Annotated in this window: 16 protein-coding genes; 5 read left to right on the top strand and 11 right to left on the bottom strand. The window is 72.1% G+C overall.

Annotated features, from left to right (window positions below; genetic code table 11):
• Positions 1 to 118: 118 nt before the first annotated feature.
• Positions 119 to 1,288, top strand: a complete 1,170-nt coding sequence (locus tag HMPREF2863_RS11285) for an IS1249 family transposase (RefSeq protein ID WP_082740172.1) — start codon at positions 119 to 121, stop codon at positions 1,286 to 1,288.
• Between the two features lie 174 nt (positions 1,289 to 1,462).
• Here HMPREF2863_RS11285 and HMPREF2863_RS11650 read toward each other — a convergent pair whose 3' ends face one another.
• Together HMPREF2863_RS11650 and HMPREF2863_RS11280 are read right to left on the bottom strand one after the other, a co-directional pair.
• On the bottom strand, positions 1,463 to 1,561 hold the full coding sequence (locus HMPREF2863_RS11650) for a 30S ribosomal protein bS22 (RefSeq protein WP_005504750.1): 99 nt from the start codon (positions 1,559 to 1,561) through the stop codon (positions 1,463 to 1,465).
• 186 nt (positions 1,562 to 1,747) lie between these two features.
• A complete protein-coding gene (locus HMPREF2863_RS11280) occupies positions 1,748 to 2,998 on the bottom strand; it encodes an acetoin utilization protein AcuC (RefSeq protein ID WP_070640260.1) in 1,251 nt (416 codons plus the stop codon).
• A gap of 200 nt (positions 2,999 to 3,198) precedes the next feature.
• Here HMPREF2863_RS11280 and HMPREF2863_RS11275 point away from each other — a divergent pair, with 200 nt between their 5' ends.
• Together HMPREF2863_RS11275 and HMPREF2863_RS11270 are read left to right on the top strand one after the other, a co-directional pair.
• Complete coding sequence (locus HMPREF2863_RS11275; RefSeq protein WP_082739881.1) at positions 3,199 to 4,689, top strand: TrkH family potassium uptake protein; 1,491 nt, start codon at positions 3,199 to 3,201, stop codon at positions 4,687 to 4,689.
• Complete coding sequence (locus HMPREF2863_RS11270) at positions 4,682 to 5,356, top strand: potassium channel family protein (RefSeq protein ID WP_067191092.1); 675 nt, start codon at positions 4,682 to 4,684, stop codon at positions 5,354 to 5,356. The genes HMPREF2863_RS11275 and HMPREF2863_RS11270 overlap by 8 nt, the downstream gene beginning before the upstream one ends.
• Positions 5,357 to 5,604: 248 nt before the next feature.
• Here HMPREF2863_RS11270 and proC read toward each other — a convergent pair whose 3' ends face one another.
• The 6 genes from proC to HMPREF2863_RS11240 all read right to left on the bottom strand — a co-directional run bounded on the left by proC (position 5,605) and on the right by HMPREF2863_RS11240 (position 14,185).
• Positions 5,605 to 6,453, bottom strand: coding sequence for a pyrroline-5-carboxylate reductase (proC, locus tag HMPREF2863_RS11265; RefSeq protein WP_067191091.1), 849 nt, complete (start codon positions 6,451 to 6,453; stop codon positions 5,605 to 5,607).
• A 37-nt stretch (positions 6,454 to 6,490) separates the two neighbouring features.
• Positions 6,491 to 7,327, bottom strand: coding sequence for a sugar phosphate isomerase/epimerase family protein (locus HMPREF2863_RS11260; RefSeq protein WP_070640256.1), 837 nt, complete (start codon positions 7,325 to 7,327; stop codon positions 6,491 to 6,493).
• Between the two features lie 2 nt (positions 7,328 to 7,329).
• Positions 7,330 to 8,352, bottom strand: a complete 1,023-nt coding sequence (locus tag HMPREF2863_RS11255; protein ID WP_067191087.1) for a Ppx/GppA family phosphatase — start codon at positions 8,350 to 8,352, stop codon at positions 7,330 to 7,332.
• Positions 8,353 to 8,357: 5 nt separating this feature from the next.
• Positions 8,358 to 11,147, bottom strand: a complete 2,790-nt coding sequence (gene topA / locus HMPREF2863_RS11250) for a type I DNA topoisomerase (protein ID WP_371327633.1) — start codon at positions 11,145 to 11,147, stop codon at positions 8,358 to 8,360.
• A gap of 240 nt (positions 11,148 to 11,387) precedes the next feature.
• Positions 11,388 to 13,280, bottom strand: a complete 1,893-nt coding sequence (locus tag HMPREF2863_RS11245) for a DUF7059 domain-containing protein (RefSeq protein ID WP_070640254.1) — start codon at positions 13,278 to 13,280, stop codon at positions 11,388 to 11,390.
• The gene (locus HMPREF2863_RS11240) at positions 13,277 to 14,185 is read right to left on the bottom strand and encodes an oxygen-dependent tRNA uridine(34) hydroxylase TrhO (RefSeq protein WP_067191083.1); all 909 of its coding nucleotides are present in this window, start codon (positions 14,183 to 14,185) and stop codon (positions 13,277 to 13,279) included. The genes HMPREF2863_RS11245 and HMPREF2863_RS11240 overlap by 4 nt, the downstream gene beginning before the upstream one ends.
• An 85-nt stretch (positions 14,186 to 14,270) precedes the next feature.
• On the opposite strand from HMPREF2863_RS11240, the gene HMPREF2863_RS11235 reads away from it, so the two are divergent.
• Together HMPREF2863_RS11235 and HMPREF2863_RS11230 are read left to right on the top strand one after the other, a co-directional pair.
• Positions 14,271 to 15,044 carry a GNAT family N-acetyltransferase gene (locus HMPREF2863_RS11235; RefSeq protein WP_067191082.1) on the top strand — a complete coding sequence of 258 codons (774 nt, stop codon included), beginning with the start codon at positions 14,271 to 14,273 and terminating at the stop codon, positions 15,042 to 15,044.
• Positions 15,041 to 17,518 carry a DEAD/DEAH box helicase gene (locus HMPREF2863_RS11230; protein ID WP_083315399.1) on the top strand — a complete coding sequence of 826 codons (2,478 nt, stop codon included), beginning with the start codon at positions 15,041 to 15,043 and terminating at the stop codon, positions 17,516 to 17,518. Before HMPREF2863_RS11235 ends, HMPREF2863_RS11230 begins: the two co-directional genes overlap by 4 nt.
• A 1-nt stretch (position 17,519) precedes the next feature.
• Here HMPREF2863_RS11230 and HMPREF2863_RS11225 read toward each other — a convergent pair whose 3' ends face one another.
• From HMPREF2863_RS11225 to HMPREF2863_RS11215, 3 genes are read right to left on the bottom strand one after another with little or no spacing between them, the layout of a single operon-like run.
• Entirely contained in the window at positions 17,520 to 17,846 is a 327-nt protein-coding gene (locus tag HMPREF2863_RS11225) for an Rv3654c family TadE-like protein (RefSeq protein ID WP_067191080.1), read from the bottom strand.
• Complete coding sequence (locus HMPREF2863_RS11220; RefSeq protein ID WP_070640250.1) at positions 17,843 to 18,394, bottom strand: TadE family type IV pilus minor pilin; 552 nt, start codon at positions 18,392 to 18,394, stop codon at positions 17,843 to 17,845. Before HMPREF2863_RS11220 ends, HMPREF2863_RS11225 begins: the two co-directional genes overlap by 4 nt.
• Positions 18,387 to 18,671: a DUF4244 domain-containing protein gene (locus HMPREF2863_RS11215; protein WP_083315402.1), complete on the bottom strand. Its 285-nt coding sequence runs from the start codon at positions 18,669 to 18,671 to the stop codon at positions 18,387 to 18,389. Before HMPREF2863_RS11215 ends, HMPREF2863_RS11220 begins: the two co-directional genes overlap by 8 nt.
• Positions 18,672 to 18,860: the final 189 nt, after the last annotated feature.

Raw genomic sequence — 18,860 nt, 5'->3', positions numbered from 1 at the left:
GTCTACACCCTCGATTGTGAAGAGCCGGTTATAGGCAGAAAAGTGTGTACACGATCGGCCTCTAGCCCAGTGATCATGCGAGCAACAGGGGGCTGAACATGCTCTGAGAGCATGTTCAGTGCCCCTTCCACGCAACCGACCGCACTGTGGTGTATGCGCCCAACCCCTGGTCAAGAACGGCAAGACCAGCGCCGGAACGACCCGCTACCGATGCCGCTGTTGCGGGGCCTCTGCCACCAGAGCCCGCGGCGAGATCACCGCAGCCGCGCAGCTGAGACTGTTCATCACCTGGCTGCTGAGCCCGGCAGGACAACACCGACTGCCGATGCCAGCACGCACCTTCCGAGCCCGCACCGCCTGGTGCTGGCGCGTGCCGCCTCCTCGCCCGACCCCTGACGGAGTGGTCCACCCGGTGCTGATGCTCGATGGCACCTACTTCCAGGGCTGGTGCGTGCTGATCGCCTACGACGGGACACACGTGATCGACTGGCAGTGGTGCGACAAGGAGTCCAAAGCAGCCTGGAGCGCTCTGCTGGACCGCATCCCCGCCCCGGGCATGGTCGTGATCGACGGCGGCACCGGGGCCGCCGCAGCGATTGCCGCCTCCTGGCCAGACACCCGAGTGCAGCGCTGCTACTTCCACATCTTCCAGGTCATCCGCCGGCACCTGACACTGACCCCACGCCTTCAACCCGGCCGGGAACTGCTGGCCCTGACCAAGGCTCTGATGAAGGTGCAGGACCTCGACGCGGCCGCGGCCTGGCTGGGCGAGTACGCCTCCTGGGACGCCCGCTGGGAACAGTTCCTGAAAGAACGCACCCACGCCGGCACCGGCGCAGCCCGACCAACAGGAATCCATGCCGGTGCCCGCTGGTGGTACACCCACCGCAGGCTGCGCCGAGCACGGGCGATGCTGCGCAGACTGATCAACCGCAACGAGCTGTTCACCTGGCTCGAACCGGCACTGCAAGAGCTGCAGAACGCAACGCTGCCGAGGACGACCTCACCACTGGAAGGAGGCCCGAACGCGGCGATCAAGGCCCTGCTGCGCGCCCACCGAGGCATGCGCACGGCCCACGCAGTGATCGCGGTGGACTGGCTGCTGAACTCGCTCACTGCCCACCCGATCGACCCGTGGAGCCTGGTCACCGATGAGTACAAGACCACCACTGGCCCACGACAGGCACCCATCGAGGAGCCACTGGGGCCAGCGCTCTACGACACCGGGTTCAGCTGGGAAGACGGCAACGGGATCCAGCACGGTTGGGGCGGCAGGCACAGGCCCTGACACGCCCGGGCCATACACACTTTTCTGCCTATAACCCACCGCCGGGCACGGAGGCACGAAGCCCGGCAGGGCCCCGCCCCGCGGGCTCAGCGCACACCGCACGACCCCCGGAACAGAGCGAGGCCGCCGTCCCGAACGGGACGGCGGCCTCGCATCTGCTCTCCGGAGCAGGCGTCACTTCTTGTTGCGACGCTGGTGCCGAGTCTTGCGAAGCAGCTTGCGGTGCTTCTTCTTCGACATGCGCTTGCGGCGCTTCTTGATCACAGAACCCATGGGGTCTCCTCATGTCGGGGGCGACGGTCGGCGGGGTCACTCGGACCGCACCGAGCTGACTGGACAGCCGGGCCGACCCGCATTCCACCGGATGTGGAACGCTTGTAAAACGTTCCCCGCCACAATACCGGGCGCGCCTGCAGCGCGCGAATCCACGCGGATCCGCGGACGCCGGCGCGGCAGGCCTCAGTCGAACCAGGGGTCCAGGCCGTGGTACGGGAAGAGCTCCTTGCGGGTGGCCATGATGGCCTGGTCCACCGGGTCGGACGGGTCGTAGCCGACCTCCCACGAGCGCCACCACACGTCCGCCCCCTCTCCCATGGTGGTGGGGATGCGGCCCTCCTCGTCCTCCGGCGCCGAGGACATGTCTCCGGTGAGCTCGTCCGCGGTGAGGGACGTCACGTGGTCCACCCACGCCTGCGGGATCTCGGCCCTGATCGGGATCGGGGCGTCCAGCACGATCGCCGTGAGATGGGCCCAGGCGCGCGGCACCACCTTCAGCGGGTTGTAGCCGCCGCCGCCCGTGGCGATCCACCGGCCCTGGCAGAACTGGTCCGCCCAGTCCGCCAGGTCGAAGGCGAGCTGACGCTGACCGTCCACGGACAGGCGCAGGTCCGCCAGCGGGTCGGCGTGATGGGAGTCGCAGCCGTGCTGCGTGACGAGCACCTGCGGGGCGAAGGCGCGCAGCAGCTGGGGGACGGTGGCGTGGGTGGCCCGCAGGAAGCCGGCGTCACCGGTGCGGGCCGGGACGGCGACGTTCGCGGCCGAGCCGAGCGCCTCCGGTCCGCCCACCTCGTTGGCGAACCCGGTGCCGGGGAACAGGGCGAACCCGGTCTCATGGATGGAGATCGTCAGCACGCGGGGGTCGTTGTAGAAGATCGACTGGGTGCCGTCGCCGTGATGGGCGTCCACGTCCACGTAGGCGATGCGCTCGGCGCCCAGGTCCAGCAGACGCTGGATGGCCACGGCGCAGTCGTTGTAGATGCAGAACCCGGAGGCCGCCTTGCGGGAGGCGTGGTGCATGCCACCGGAGAAGTTCACTGCGCGCCTGACCTCGCCGGACCAGACGGCCTCGGCAGCGGCCAGCGTGCCGCCGGCGATGCGCGCGGCGGACTCGTGCAGGTCCGGGAAGATCGGGCAGTCCTCGGAGCCGAGGCCGTGCTCCTCGTCCTCCGTGCCGCCCGAGGAGGCGGCCTTCACCGCGGCGATGTACTCCGGGGCGTGGGCGAGCTGGAGCTGCTCGTCCGTGGCCACCGGCGGTTCGATGATCCGCACGTTCTCGCCCGAGAGCAGGTCGAAGGACTCGATCAGACGGTGGGTGAGATCGAGTCGGAGCGGGGCCATCGGGTGCTCGGCGCTGAATCGGTACTTGAGCAGGTCCGAGTGCCAGACGACCGCTGCCGGCTGGGAATCACTGGGTGAAGACGTGGCACTCATCACTCACAGCCTACGACTGTGCGCCCCCTCACGCCTGTCGAGGGCCTTTCATGACGGACAGGTGACGCGCCCCGCATGACGGACGGGTGACGCGCCCCGCATGACGGACGGGTGAAGCCCCCGCGTGCGCACCACACGTGGTGCGACCGCGGAAGCGCGCCCGCGAACACGAGGCCGGTCGACGGGTAGCCTGTCGACCCATGGCCCCTGCCCGTCCACGCCGCCTGCCTCCCGCGGTGCACCGATCGGTGCCGCGCCCCCGCCCGGTGAGGCGACGCCGTCCCCAGCCGTGGAACTCCTCCTCACTGGAGTCCGGCCGCGGCGTGCGCGCGGCGGTCCGCCGCACCTCGCACACGGTCAAGCACCTGGCCGGGTCCTCCCCCGCCCGCTCCGCGCTGACGGCGTTCGCCCTGGTCTCGGCGGTCTTCACCGCCCTGCTGTCCCTGCCGTTCGCCGCACGGGACGGCCACCCCACCCCGTTGCACGACGCGATGTTCACCGCCGTCTCCGCCGTCTCGGTGACCGGCCTGACCACCGTGAACACCGCGGAGCACTGGTCCACGCTCGGCCACGTGATCATCCTGGTCGCCATCCAGATCGGCGGCCTGGGCATCCTGTCCATGGCGTCCCTGCTGACGCTGGCCGTCTCCCGTCACCTCGGCGTCCGGTCCAAGCTGCTCACCCAGGAGGGCGGCATGACCACGGGCCACGTGGGCGAGGTCGGCAAGCTGCTGCGCGTGGTGGTGGTGACGGTGCTGACCGCGGAGCTGATCCTTACCGCACTCATGGCGCCGCGGTTCATCGCAGAGGCCGGATCCCTGGGGCGGGGACTGTGGCACGCGGTCTTCTATGCCATCAGCTCCTTCAACAACGCCGGCTTCGTGCTGCACCCGGACGGGCTGGAGTCCTTCGCGCACGAGCCGTACCTGCTCACCCTGATCGCGGTGGGCGTGTTCGTGGGCGCCCTGGGCTTCCCCGTGGTGCTGGTGCTCATGCAGAAGGGCTGGCGTTACAGCCAGTGGAACCTGCACACGAAGCTGACCGTGGAGGTCACCCTCATCCTGCTGGCGCTGGGCGCCGTGTTCATCTGGCTCTTCGAGCACACGAACCCGAACACCCTCGGTCCCATGACCGGAGGCGAGCAGATCGGGCAGTCCCTGTTCGCCTCGGTGATGACCCGTTCGGGCGGGTTCTCGGTGATCGACGTCAACGCCCAGACCTCGGAGACCCTGCTGCTGACGGACGCGCTGATGTTCGTGGGCGGCGGCTCGGCCTCCACCGCCGGCGGCATCAAGGTCACCACGCTGGCCGTGATGTTCCTGGCGATCGTCGCCGAGGCCCGCGGAGACAAGGAGGTCACCGTCCACGGCCGCACGATCGCCCCGGAGAGCCTGCGCGTGGCGATCGCGGTGCTGGCCCTCGGCGCAACCCTCGTCCTGGTGGCAACCCTTGTGGTGCTTGCCATGACCACCGAGCAGCTGCAGCGCCCCCTGTTCGAGGCGATCTCCGCGTTCGCCACCTGCGGGCTGTCCACCGGCCTGTCCGCGGAGCTGCCGCCGGCCGGCGTCTACGTGCTGACGGGCCTGATGTTCGCCGGCCGCGTCGGTACAATCACGTTCGCCGCGGCCCTGGCCCTGCGCCAGCGCCGTGTGCTCTACCGCTACCCCGTCGAGAGGCCGATCCTTGGCTGACCAGAAGCGCATCGACCCCCATGCCCCCGTGCTCGTGATCGGCCTGGGCCGCTTCGGCGCGGCCACCGCGCAGGAGCTGGTGACGCAGGGCCGCGAGGTCCTGGCAGTCGAGAAGGACCCGGTGCTGGTGCAGAAGTGGGCGTCCACGCTGACCCACGTGGTGGAGGCGGACGCCACGGACGCCGAGGCGCTGCGCCAGCTCGGCGCGGAGGACTTCTCCGCCGCGGTGGTGGGCGTGGGCACGTCCATCGAGTCCTCGGTGCTGATCACCGTGAACCTCGTGGACCTGGAGATCCCGCACCTCTGGGTCAAGGCCATCACCGCCGCGCACGGCAAGATCCTGCGCCGCATCGGCGCCAACCACATCATCTTCCCGGAGTTCGACGCCGGCGTGCGCGCCGCGCACCTGGTCAACGGGCGCATGCTGGACTTCATCGAGTTCGACGACGACTTCGCGATCGTCAAGATGCACCCGCCGACGGAGACCGTGGGCTTCACCCTGTCCGAGTCAGACCTGCGCAAGAAGTACGGCGTGACCATCGTGGGCGTGAAGACCCCGGGCGAGGAGTTCACCTACGCCCAGCCGGACACCAAGGTCGGCCCGCGGGACACGCTGATCGTCTCCGGCCACACAGACCTGATCGAGCGCTTCGCCGCGCGACCCTGAGAGGTCCCGGCGCTGCTCGCGGTCTTCGGCCGCGGCACCGCGCCTTCACGCGCCTCGACGACGAGTTTCGAACGCATGTGCTCGAGGAGAGCGCCCGCTAAAACCGCGCACTCGCCTCCCGTTTCACCGTTCCCCGACGACGGCCGCTCCCCACAACGCCCCCGTCACCACAGGGTGTGGTGACGGGGGCATCGGTGTCTGTCTGCGCCTCCCGTTTCGCGAGCGAAAGCGTCTGGGGCGGGCTGAGGTCAGGCGCGGAACTCCTCGGCCATTTCTGCGTCGCGCTTCGCGGCTGCGTCCATGGCGCGGTTCACGAGGTCCTCCATGCCGCCGTCGAGGAAGGCCTCAACGGCCTTCTCGGTGGTGCCGTTCGGGCTCATCACGGCCTTGCGCAGGTCCTCGGCCTTGGCGCCCTCCTGCTGGAGCATGATGCCGGCGCCCTTCACGGTGGCGGCGGCCATGGCCTCGGCGGCCTCGGCGTCCAGGCCCATCTGCGCGCCGTGGGCGGCGATCAGCTCGGCGAGCAGGAACACATAGGCCGGGGCGGAGCCGGCGGTGGCCACCACGGCCGAGAGCTGCTCCTCCTCCACGGGCACCACCAGGCCGGAGCCGGCGAACAGGGCACGCACGGCGGCGGACTGCGCGGCGGTGACGGTCGGCCCCTCGGCCACGCCGACCACGCCGGAGCCGACGGTCAGCGGGGTGTTCGGCATGGTGCGCACGATCGGCTGGCCCTCCGGCAGCACGGCGGCCAGGGTGGCGGAGGTGACGCCGGCGGCCACGGAGACCACCACCGTGTCCGGGCGCAGCGACGGCGCCAGGTCCTTGAGGGTGGCGACCATGTCCTTCGGCTTGACGCCGACGAGCACGATGTCCGCCTCGGCGACGGCGGCGTGGTTGGCCTGCGGGTCCTGCTCCTGACAGGTCACGGTCACCCCGTGCCGTGCGGCGGCCTTCTCGGCGGAGGCCGCGGAGCGGGTGGTGGCCACGACGTTCTCCGCGGGCACCCCCTGGTCCAGCATCCCGGCCAGGATGGCGCCGGTCATGGTGCCCAGTCCGAGGATGGCGATGCGGGCGTCGGTGGGGGTCTGCGTCATGGGGTGGATCGCTCCTTCGACGGATCGGTGGTCTCGTTCAGGCGGCCGGCCCAGAGGCGGCGAGGTGCTCGCGGGCGAAGGCGAGGGATGCGGCGAGCTTCTCCTCGCGCTGCCTGGCGTACTCGACGCCGCGGGTGCCGACCTCCACACACACGGTACCGGCCAGACCCACTCGACCCAGATGGCGCAGGGACTCGGCGACGGGCTGGGTGCCCTCGCCGGGGACCAGGTGGTCGTCCTTGCCGGAGTCGTTGCCGTCGGTGAGGTGCACGTGCCGCAGCCGGGGCCCGAGCTCGCGGACGGCGTCGAGAGAGTCCACGCGGGCGATGGCCGCGTGGGAGAAGTCCCAGCAGATGTGCTCGTAGGGCTCGGGCAGCGGATTCCAGTGCGGCAGATACATCTTGGCCTCCCTGCCGTAGGCCCGCCACGGGTACATGTTCTCCACCGCGATCACCACACCGGTCTCCGCCATCAGCTCCTGGATCCCCTCGGCGAAGCGCACCGCGTACGTGCCCTGCCAGCGGAACGGCGGATGGGCCACCACGGTGGCCGCGCCCACGGCCTGCGCCAGCTCCACGGAGCGGCGGATCTTGGACCACGCGGAGCCCCACACCTGCTGGGTGAACAGCAGGGTCGGGGCATGGATCGAGTCGATCGGCTGGCCGTGGCGTTCGGAGAGCTTCACCAGACGGTCGGCATCACGGCTGAAGGCGTTGTGGGTGACCATCACCTCCACGCCGTCGTAGCCGAGGTCCTCGGCCGTGGCGAACACGTCCTGGGTCCCCAGGGGGAAGACCGACGACGACGAGAGCGTCACCGGGATGTCCGCGCCGAAGCGCGGGGCCGGGGCCAGGTGGGCGGAGGAGTCCGGCATGGTCAGCGCACCCCCAGACTCAGCCCCGGAAGGAGGGTGTCCGTGTTGAGGTTCACGTGTCCGACTCCGGGCCGGCCGTCACGGGTGAGGTGCCCTTCGAGCATGAGCGCATCGAGGCGGTTGAGGATCAGGCCCTCGCGCAGCGCCCACGGGCAGATCTCGAGCTGGGCGATGCCGAACGTGCGCATCGCCGCCAACGCGACGATCGCCCCGGCGAACACCTGGTGCGCGCGGACCTCCGAGACGCCGGGCAGCTCCGCCCGCTCGGCGATGGTCATCGCCGCGAGGCGGTTCACCCACAGGTGCAGGTCGTCCGCGCGCAGGTGGCGCTTCACGAAGGGGCCCGCCGCCGAAGGCGCCGCCCCGGTGATCCGGGCGAGCGAACGGAACGTCTTCGAGGTGGCGGTGACCACCACGGGGGACTCGACGCGCGGGAAGGCGGCGTAGGCCTCCTCGAGCCGCTTCTCCACGTGTTTGCGCAGCTTCTTCACCGCCTTGGGGCTGGGCGGGTCCTCCGGCATCCAGTCGCGGGTGAGACGGCCGGCGCCCAGCGGCAGGGACAGCGCGTGCGAGGGCAGCTCGTCCTGGCCGTAGGCGATCTCGAAGGAGCCGCCGCCGATGTCGAAGTTCAGGATGGATCCGGCGTCCCAGCCCTGCCAGCGCCGCACGGCGAAGTAGGTCATGGCCGCCTCCTGGTCCCCCGTGAGCTCCGAGAGGTGCACGCGGGTCTCCGCCTGCACGCGGTCCAGCACGGCGGCGCCGTTGGCGGACTCGCGGATCGCGGAGGTGCAGAACGAGATCATGTCCTCGGCCCGGTGCTCCTCCGCGAAGGCGGCGGCCTCACGGACGAATCCCACGAGCTCCTGCTGGCCCTCCTCCGTGATGGCGCCGTCGGCGTCCTGGTAGCGGATCAGCGGAAGGGAGCGCTTGTGCTCCGCGTAGGCGACGGGACGGGCCCCGGGGTGGGCGTCCACGAGCAGCAGGTGGACGGTGTTGGACCCGATGTCCAGAACGCCGAGGCGCATGGTGTTCAGGCCTTCTTCCGTGTGGTGGTCTTCTTGGCCGGTGCCCTGCGGGCCGCCGGCTTCTTGGCGCCGCCGCGGGTGGCCGGGCCCTTCGCGCGCTTGTCCGCCAGCAGCTGGTAGGCCTCCTCGGCCGTCAGCTGCGCCGGGTCCTTGCCCCGCGGGACGGTGATGTTGGTCTGGCCGTCCGTGACGTACGGGCCGAAGCGGCCGTCCTTGACCACGACCTTCTTGCCGGACACCGGGTCCTCGCCGAACTCGGCCAGCGGCGGCTTCGCGGCGCCGCGGCCGCGCTGCTTGGGCTGGGCGTAGATCTCGAGGGCCTCCTCCAGGGTGATGGAGAAGATCTGCTCCTCGGACTGCAGCGACCGGGAGTCCGTGCCCTTCTTCAGGTACGGGCCGAAGCGGCCGTTCTGGGCGGTGATCTGCTCGCCTTCGGCGTCCGCACCGACCACACGGGGCAGGGACATCAGCTGCAGCGCCTGCTCCAGGGTGACGGTGTCCAGGTCCATGGACGTGAACAGGGAGCCGGTGCGCGGCTTCTCCTTCTTCGGCTTCTTCTTCGGCTTGGGTCTGCCGTTCTTGTAGTACTCGGTGGGCTGGGCGTCCATCCAGGCCTGCACCTGCTCCTCGGTCATCTCTGGGATGACCTCGGTGACGTACGGCCCGTAGCGGCCGTCCTTGGCCACGATGTCCCGGCCGGTCTCCGGGTCCTGGCCGAGGAGGCGCTCGGACGGCTTGGCGGTGGCGAAGAGCTCCTCGGCCTTGGCGGCGGTGAGCTCGTCCGGGGCCAGGTCCTCCGGGACGTTGGCGCGCGGCGGGGTGGTGCCGGCCTCGGCGTCCGCGGGCAGCGGCTTCTCCAGGTAGGGGCCGTACTGGCCCACGCGGAGGGTGATCTCGTCCGTGATGGGCAGGGAGTTCACGGCCCGGGCGTCGATGTCCCCGAGGTTCTCCACGATGTTCCGCAGGCCCTCGTCGCCGTCCTCGGCGCCGAAGTAGAAGGTCTGCAGCCAGGCGTCGCGGGCCAGCTCGCCGGCGGCGATGCGGTCGAGGTCGTCCTCCATGCGGGCCGTGAAGTCGTAGTCCACGTACTGGCCGAAGTAGTCCTCGAGCAGTCCGATCACGGAGAAGGCGGTCCAGGACGGGACCAGGGCGTTGCCGCGCTTGGTCACGTAGCCGCGGTCCATGATCGTGGAGATCGTGGGCGCGTAGGTGGACGGGCGGCCGATCTCGCGGCGCTCCAGCTCGGCCACGATCGAGGCCTCGGTGTAGCGGGCCGGCGGGGTGGTCTCGTGGCCGGTGGGCTCCACGGGGTCGCCGGTGAGGGTGTCGCCCTGGGACAGCTCCGGCAGGCGGCGGCCCATGGAGTCCTTGGACTCGTCCTCTGCGCCGGCGTCCTTGCCCTCCTCGTAGGCGTCCAGGAAGCCCTTGAAGGTGATCACGGTGCCGGAGGCGGAGAATCCGGCCACGCGGCCGTCGGCCGCGGCGGCGGAGAAGCGCAGGGTGGCGGTGTAGCCCTTGGCGTCGGCCATCTGGGAGGCCACGGTGCGCTTCCAGATCAGCTCGTAGAGGCGGAACTCGTCCGGGCGGAGCTCGTCCTTCACCTGCGCCGGGGTGCGGAAGGAGTCGCCGGCGGGACGGATCGCCTCGTGGGCCTCCTGCGCGGACTCGCTGCGCTTGGCGTAGGCGCGGGGCTTCTCGGGCACCGAGGCGGCACCATAGAGCTCGGTGGCCTGCGTCCGGGCCGCGTTCACGGCCTCCTGGGACAGGTTCACCGAGTCGGTACGCATGTAGGTGATGTAGCCGTTCTCGTACAGGCGCTGGGCGACCTGCATGGACACACGCGAGGACATCCGCAGCTTGCGGGAGGCCTCCTGCTGCAGCGTGGAGGTGGTGAATGGGGCGGCCGGGCGGCGGGTGTACGGCTTGTCCTCCACGGCGTCCACGGTGAAGGAGGCGCCGGTGAGCCCCTGCGCCAGCGAGCCGGCGGCGGCCTCGTCCAGGTGGGCGACCTTCTTGCCTGCGGAGGCCTTCAGCTGCCCGGCGTCGTCGAAGTCGCGGCCGGTGGCCACGCGGACGCCGTCCACGGTGGACAGGCGGGCGGTGAAGCTCGAGCCCACGGCACCGGAGGAGACGGCGCCCTCGTTCACGGTGAAGGTGCCCTCCACACCCCAGTACTGGGCGGCCACGAACGCCATGCGCTCGCGCTCGCGCTCCACCACCAGGCGGGTGGCCACGGACTGCACGCGGCCGGCGGACAGGCCGCGGGAGACCTTGCGCCACAGCACCGGGGACAGCTCGTAGCCGAACAGGCGGTCCAGGATGCGGCGGGTCTCCTGGGCGTCCACGAGGGCGGTGTCCAGCTCGCGGATGTTCTCCAGGCCGCGGGCGATGCCCTCCTTGGTGATCTCGCCGAAGGTCATGCGGTACACGGGGACCTTGGGCTTGAGGGTCTGCAGCAGGTGCCACGCGATGGCCTCGCCCTCGCGGTCGGCATCGGTGGCGAGGTAGAGCGCGTCCGCGTCCTTGAGCGCGCGCTTGAGCTCGGTGACCTTCTTCTTCTTGTCCGGGTACACCACGTAGTACGGCTCGAAGCCGTGCTCCGTGTCCACGGCGAACTTGCCGAACGGACCCTTCTTCATGTCCGCCGGCAGGTCCGAGGGCTTGGGGAGGTCACGGATGTGCCCCACGGACGAGTCCACCACCCAGCCGTCGCCGAGGTACTTGGCGATCGACTTGCTCTTGGCGGGCGACTCCACGATGACGAGCTTCTTGCCCTCGGGCACGGTGCTGGTCACGGAAGCGGATGACGTGGACAAGGGGGGTCCTCCTCGGACGGGGAAGGCGGTGGTCCCGGGCCGGTGCACGGAGCGCGCCGGCATCGGGCGGGCGTCCCCACATCGTAGGGGCACGCGGTGCCCACGATAACGCCCGGAGCCGGACAGGCCCCAGCGCGGGTCTGTCCGCCGGAGGCGGACACAGGTCCTCTCGCCCGGCTCCGGGCGGGTGGGCCGTGGCAGCGCCACGGCCCCGCCCGCTCAGCCCACCTCCACAAGGAACCCGTCCTCGTACAGCTCACGGACGGCGACCAGCAGAGCGGTCTGCGCCCTCTCGTCCAGCTCCAGCAGCGCGCCGAGCGCCCCGACGATCTGCCCGACCGTCAGCTCCCCGTCGCTGGCCGCGAGCAGCCCCGCGGTGGCGGTGTCCAGGCGGGCGGTGCGGCGGAATCCGGCCCCCTGCCGGGCCAGGATGACCTCCGGGTGCTCGGCGCCGAAGCGCTGGTGGCGCTCCTCGGTCACGTCCGCGGCCACCGTGAGGTGCAGCGAGCGCAGGGTCGCCAGGGCCGGGTCCGCCCCGACCCCCTTCCCGACGACGGCCCCCTCGCCTCCGGCGGGCCCCTCACCGTGGTCCGTGGCCTCGGCGTGGTCCGAGGCCGCACCGTGATCCGCTGCCTCGACGCGGTCTGTGCCCCGGCCCGCGGCGAGCCGGTCGCGGCGGGCGACGGCGGCCGCCCAGGCGCCGCCGATCGCGTCGTCGATCGGCTGCGTCAGCTCCTCGGTGTGGGTCCACGCTCCTGCCTGGGAGCCATCGGCGGCGGGGCGGCGCAGCCACACGTGGCCGAAGCCGACGCCCCTGACGCCGCGGGCGGCGAAGTCCGCCAGATACTGGGCGTAGCGGCGCTGGTACTGCTCCGGGTCCAGCTCCAGCGAGGAGTCCTGCAACCAGGTCTCGGCGTAGCCGGCGGCGTCCTGCAGGTCCCGCTGGATGATCCACGCCTGCACCGGCACGTCGCGGCCCTCGGCCGCGGAGACGGCGGCCGCCCCCTCGGCGACCCAGCGCCGGGGACGGGCGTCCCAGGACTCGGCTGAGGAACCACCCGCCGAGGCGGTCGAGGCACCCGCCGAGGCGGAGGCGAGCGGGCCGTCGTCGGCGCCTGACTCCGCCGCGGGGATCTCCCAGTTGGCGAGCATCTGCGCAGTGCCGCCGGGGTTCAGATGCGCCGGGATCGCGCTGATGAACTCGGCCACCAGCCGGTCCCCCTCGCGTCCGCCGTCCCGGTAGACCATCACCGGGGCGTCCGGGTCCGTGCGCGGGGTGATCACGAACGGCGGGTTGGACACCACCATGTCGAAGCGGCGGCCGGCCACCGGGGTGAGCATGTCCCCGGCCAGCAGCTCCACGCGCTCGCCCAGGTTCTCCCGGTCCAGGCCCAGCACGTCCGCGTTGAGCAGCAGGTTGAACCGGGTGTAGTCCAGGCAGCGCGGCGCCAGGTCCGTGGCGGTGACGTGGCGGGCGTGGGCGAGCAGGTGCAAGGTCTGGATGCCGCAGCCGGTGCCGAGGTCCAAGGCAGTGTCCACCGCTCGGCGCTGGACGGCCCCGGCCAGGGTGAGCGAGGCGCGGCCGACGCCGAGGACGTGCTCAGCCGGCAAGGGGCCGCGCCGCTGCAGGGCGGTCTGGTCCGAGGCGACCCACATCGGCCCCGGCTCGTCCGCGTCATAGGGAGAGAGGTCGCAGGCGGCACGGACAGTGCCCTCCGGGTCGCCCGGGTGGGCGTCCATGAGCAGTCCGGCCTCGCGCAGCCCGTCCAGGCCGAGGGCGGGGACGGCGGCGGCGAGGTCCGCGGCGGGGACCGGGTCTCCGAGCATGAAGGCGCCGGCCATCGCGGCCAGCGGGCAGTCCGGCTCCGAGACGCCGGCGGCCAGGACGGCGCGGGCCGCCTCAGCGTGCTCGCGGTCCAGGGCGGACACGGCCATGGGGCCCAGCAGGGCCTCCACGGCCCCGGTGGTGTAGGGCAGGGCGGCGAGGTCGGCGGCCAGCCTGGCGGCCGTCGTCGGGGTGAGGCTCGGTGCCGGCGGGACGGCCCCGGACGGGGCGGCGCCGTGCGAGCCGGTGCCGGACGGGGCGGCGGGGACGGGAGAGGCGGTGCTCATGCAGTGCTCCGGGCGGTGCAGGCGGGACAGGTCCAGGCGGTGTCCTGGGCGCAGTCCGCGCAGCGGACGGTGAGGGTCGTGCAGGCGGGGTCGACGCAGTTGCGCAGGTCCGAGGTGGGGGCCTGGCAGCCGTGGCAGCGGCCGATGGTCTCCGCGTCCTCGGTGAACCGGGTGGACAGGCGGCGGTCGAAGACGGCGAGCTCGCCGTGCCAGAGCCCGGAGTCCCCGAAGGCCTCCCCGTAGCGGACGATGCCGCCGTCGATCTGGTAGACCTCCTCGAACCCGCGCTGACGCAGCAGGGCGGAGAGGATCTCGCAGCGCACCCCGCCGGTGCAGTAGGAGACCACCGGGGAGTGCTTGAGGTGGTCCAGGGCGCCGGAGTCCACGGCCGCCAGCAGGTCCCGGGTGGTCTGCGCCTCGGGCACCACGGCCCCTTCGAAGCGCCCGATCTGGGCCTCCACGGTGTTGCGCCCGTCCAGGAACACGACCGGGCGGTCCGTGTCGGCGCGCTCGGCCACGAGCTCGTTGACCCGCTGCGGGCTCAGGTGTTCGCCGGTGCCGACCACGCCGTGCTCGTCCACCTCGATGCGCTCCGGGGCGCCGAACGCCACGAGCTCCGGCTTCACCTTCACGGACAGCCGCGGGAAGTCCTCGGCCGAACCGTCCGACCACTTCACGTCCAGGTCCCGGAAGGCCGGGTGCTCGCGGGTCTGCTTCACGTACTGCTTCACCGCGTCCACCGGCCCGCCGACCGTGCCGTTGATGCCCTGCGGGGAGACGATGATCCTCCCGGTCAGGCCCAGCTGGCGGCACAGGGCGCGCTGCCACAGGCGCACGGCCTCCGGGTCGGACAGCGGGGCGAAGCGGTAGTAGAGGGCGATGCGGGAGACGGTCGAGGGGCTCATCGGCGATCAGCCTAGTGCGGCACACAAGGTACCGATCCGGTCACACGGCGTGGCCGACCTCACAACGGCAGGTAGTGTCGGAGCCATGACGGATTTCAAGGACGACGCACTGGTGGACACCTGGTTCGAGGCCTGGTCGCGTTCCCGCGGCTACGAGACCCGCCAGGACGGACGGACCCGCTCCGCGCTGCGCACCTCGCGCCCGGCGGGCATGATCCCGGGCGGCTCGGGGCGCGCCACGATGGACGTCCCCGCGGCGTGGGAGTACGTGCTCGTGGCCCCGACGCAGGCCGAGCTCGACCCCATCCTCAAGGATCTCGACGAGCACCCGGAACGCATGGTGACCGTCTTCGGCGAGGCCGAGGCGGACCTGCCCGGCGCCGGGCTGAAGCAGGCCGTGGACTCCGAACGCCTCATGTCCGTGGAGATGGACCTCGAGGTCCAGGACGTGGAGCCCCCGCTGATGCCGGACGGCTACGAGGCGCACGTGGACGAGCCCGTCACCGGCAGCCGCCGCCTGCGGATCATGGCGACCGGCGCCTCCACCGCCCCCGAGGGCGAGGACGAGCTGGCCGCCATGGGCTGGGTGACCTTCTCCGGCTCGACCGCGGTGTACGACCGCATCTGGACCTCCCCGCAGCACCGCCGCAAGGGCCTCGGCTCCCTGGTGATGCGCTATCTGACCAGCGAGGCGATGAGCCAGGGCGACATCTCCGAGGGCCTGCTCGTGGCCTCCCCGGACGGGCAGATGCTCTACGGCCACCTCGGCTGGAACGACCTCGCCCCGGTCTCCATCTGGGTCCGCGGTGACGGCGAGTCCATCCCGAGCCCGGAGCACACTGGCACGATGAGTAGGTGACCGACTCCTCCTCCACCCCGGATCCGTGGGGCTCCGCCGCCCCGGGACCCGTTCCCGACGGCGGCCCCTCGCCTTCCGGCGGTGAGCATGCGGCGTCGATCTGCGCGGCCCTCGGCCGCCGTCGCCTTCCGGAGCAGGTCAGGCACATCCGTCACCTGCCTGCCCGGCCGGCCCGACCGGTCGACTGGCCCGCACGCACCCCCGAGGGGTTCGTGCGGGCCCTCCGTGCGCTCGGGGTCGAACGGCCCTGGTCCCACCAGGTCCAGGCCGCGCAGGCCGCCCTGGACGGCCGCCACGTGGTGGTGGCCACCGGCACCGCCTCCGGCAAGTCGCTGGCCTACCAGCTGGCCGTGGCGTCCACGCTGGCCAAGGATCCGCGGGCGACCGTGCTGTACCTGTCCCCCACCAAGGCCCTGGGCGCGGACCAGCTGGCCTCCTGGACGCGCATCGCGGCCCAGGGGATGCCGGAGCTGCAGGTGGCCCCCTACGACGGGGACACCGACCCGGCCGAGCGTGTGTGGGCCCGGCAGCACGCCTCCGTGATCCTGACCAACCCGGACATGCTGCACGTGGGGATCCTGCCCCACCACGAGCGCTGGGCTGACTTCTTCCGGCGCCTGGCCTACGTGGTGGTGGACGAGTCACACACCTACCGCGGCGTCTTCGGCTCCCAGGTGGCGATCCTGCTGCGGCGGCTGCGGCGGATCGCCGCGCACTACCGGCGGGACCGGGCCGAGACGGTGTTCATGGGCGCCTCGGCGACCTCGGCGGCCCCGGCCGAGCACTTCTCCCAGCTCATCGGCGCCGAGGCCGTGCAGGTGTCCGAGGACGGCTCCCCGCACGGCGCGGTGACCGTGGCGTTCTGGGAGCCGGAGCTGACCGACCGCCGTGGCGAGCACGGGGCGCCGGTGCGCCGCTCGGCCACCGCCACGGCGGCGGACCTGGTGACGGACCTGGCGTTGCAGGGCGTACGGACGCTGGCGTTCATCACGTCCCGGCGCGGGGCCGAGTCCATCTCCTCGATCGCGCGCAGCCAGCTCGATCAGGTCGAGCCGGGGCTGGGCGGCCGGATCGCCGCGTACCGCTCCGGGTATCTGCCGGAGGAGCGGCGCGAGCTGGAGGCGCAGCTGCGCTCCGGCGAGCTGCTCGGCATGGCCTCGACGCCGGCCCTGGAGATGGGCATCGACATCGCCGGCCTGGACGCCGTGGTGGTGGCCGGCTGGCCCGGCACACGCGCCTCGTTCTTCCAGCAGATCGGCCGGGCCGGGCGCTCCGGCGGCGAGTCCCTGGCGTTCTTCGTGGCCTCGGACGACCCGCTGGACACCTTCCTGGTGGAGCACCCGGAGGCCGTGTTCGACCTCGGCGTGGAGGACACCGTGGTGGACCCGCAGAACCCTCATCTGCTGGGGGCGCAGCTGTGCGCGGCGGCCGCGGAGATGCCGCTGACGCCGGAGGACCTGCCGAGGTTCGGGCAACCGGGCGCGGTGCGGGCACTGGTGGAGCGGCTCTGCGAGCAGGGGCTGCTGCGCCGACGTCCGGCCGGCTGGTTCTGGACCCACCCGGAGCATGCGGCGGGCATGGTGTCCCTGCGGGACGACGGCGGCGGGCCCGTGCAGATCATCGAGGCCGAGTCCGGGGCACTGCTGGGCACCATGGACTCCCCGCAGACCCACTACCAGGCACACCCGGGCGCGGTGTACATCCATCAGAACCGGACATACCTGGTGCTGGAGCTGGACGAGGACGCGCACGCGGTGATCGTGCAGCGGGCGTGGCCGGACTACTTCACCAACGCCCGGGACGTCACCGAGATCGAGATCCAGGGCGTCGTCCGCCAGGTGGCGTCGGCAGGGTCCTCGGTGCGCTGGTCCGTGGGCGACGTCCGCGTGACCACCCAGGTGGTGTCCTTCCAGCGCAAGGCGCTGATCTCCGGTGAGGTCCTCGGCGAGGAGCCGCTCGAGCTGCCGGCGAGGGACCTGTTCACGCAGGCGGTCTGGTACCAGGCGACGTCTCAGGAGCTGGTGGCCGCCGGACTGACCACGGACCGGCTGCCGGGCGCCCTGCATGCGGCCGAGCACGCGATGATCGGCATGATGCCGCTGGTGGCCTCGAACGACCGCTGGGACATCGGCGGTGTCTCCATGGTCCTGCACCCGGACACCGGCGTGCCCACCGTGTTCGTCTACGACGGCCGCCCCGGCGGCGCCGGCTTCGCCGAGCGCGGGTTCGCGCAGGCGCGCCGCTGGGTGGAGGCGACCGCGGCCGCCGTGGCGACCTGCGAGTGCGAGGACGGCTGTCCCTCCTGCGTGCAGTCCCCCAAGTGCGGCAACCGCAACTCGCCTCTGGACAAGGGCGGCGCCCTCACCGTGCTGGCGCTGCTGTCCCGGACGTTCGACGACCTGGCGGAGGTGCCCGCCGAGCAGGTCCTGCCGGCCGGGTTCGCGCCGACGGCGGCCGCGGACGACGAGGCCTGAGTCACGGCGGGCCCGCCTTGGCGGTGGCCTCCGCGTCGGCACCGAAGGCCTGCTCCACGGCGACGGTGACCGTGACGGTGGACTGGTCGCCGGGCTCGCAGGAGACCAGCCGGGCACCGTTGCGCTCGGCCGTCGTCTCAGCGAGGGCGCAGGCGTCCGTGCCGGTGGGGTCGATCCCGCGCAGGGCATCCGCGGCGGCGAGCGCCGCCAGGTCCGCCGCGCCGCTGGCCACGGCCGCGGTGTGGGCTCCCTGGCCCACGCCGGCGACCAGCACGCAGAGCCCCAGTCCCAGCGAGGCCGTCCCGAGGGCGGTGAGCGTGCCGCTCATGGCCCCTCGCCCTCCTCGGCGTCGGGTGTCGGCTCGGACGACGGCGCCGGCTCCGGCGCCGGAGCATCCCCGTCGGCCGGTGGGTTCGCCGGTGCGGGACCGGTCTGCGCCCTCTGGTTCGGTGCTGAGGCCTCCGCCTTCACCTGCAGGTCGGGGAGCCAGCCGAGGGGCCCGGGGGCACCCCGGGCGACGGTCACGGAGACCCAGGTGCCGTCGTCGTGGTGGTCGACCGAGGCGCCCTCCCCCGCCATCCGGGTGACGGCCTGGGCCGCCTGCTCCGGGGAGTCGCCGCGGGCGATGATGCGAGCCGCGGCCCCGGCGGCGTCCTGGTTGCGGACCTGCTGCAGGCCGACCCCGCCCGTGGCGACCACGGCGGCGATGACCAGCACCGCCACCGGCAGCAGCGCCGCGTACTCGGCGGTGACGGCACCGCGGTCCGCGCGCAGGCAGGCGGTGGCCCGGGCGTGGGGGCGCCGCGGGCGGTCGGCCCCGGGCCGGGCGACGGTCTGGCGCCCGGCCCGGAGCAGATCGGTGTGGACGTCAGCCACGGTTCAGCGCCTCGCCCACGAGGTCGGCGAGCATGCCCTGCACGTCGCCGCTGGAGAGCACCAGGGCGAGGACGCCGGCGAAGCCCACCGCAGCGAGCGTGAGGATGGCGTATTCGGCGGTGGTGGCGCCCGTGTCGTCCTGGAGCCGGGCGGACCAGGACGCCGCGCGGCGGGCGCCGAGGGCCTTGACGGCGGCGAGCTGGACGGCCTCCGCCGCGGCCTCGGAGGCCGCGGCGACGACGCGGGCGTTCTCGGTGTCCTGGGCGGTGTGGTTCATGATGTTTCCCTCCATCGGTGTGACGGTCCGCGTCGGTGCGGACCTGCCGGGCCGGATGCCCGATGTCTCCAGGCTTCTGCATTCCGTGGTGCCGCTGCCGGGCCGCTCGGGCGCGCCGTGGACAGGCACGGCGTGTCGGTCGGCTGTGGAGGACGGGACGGGCCGGTTCGGGGCTGCGCCGGCGGACTT

The sequence above is a fragment of the Micrococcus sp. HMSC067E09 genome, assembly GCF_001812555.1.
In the GTDB taxonomy this organism is placed as follows: Bacteria; Actinomycetota; Actinomycetes; order Actinomycetales; family Micrococcaceae; genus Micrococcus; species Micrococcus lylae.
The sequence above is the reverse complement of the archived record's forward strand: the minus strand, read 5'-3'. Positions and strand labels throughout refer to the sequence as shown.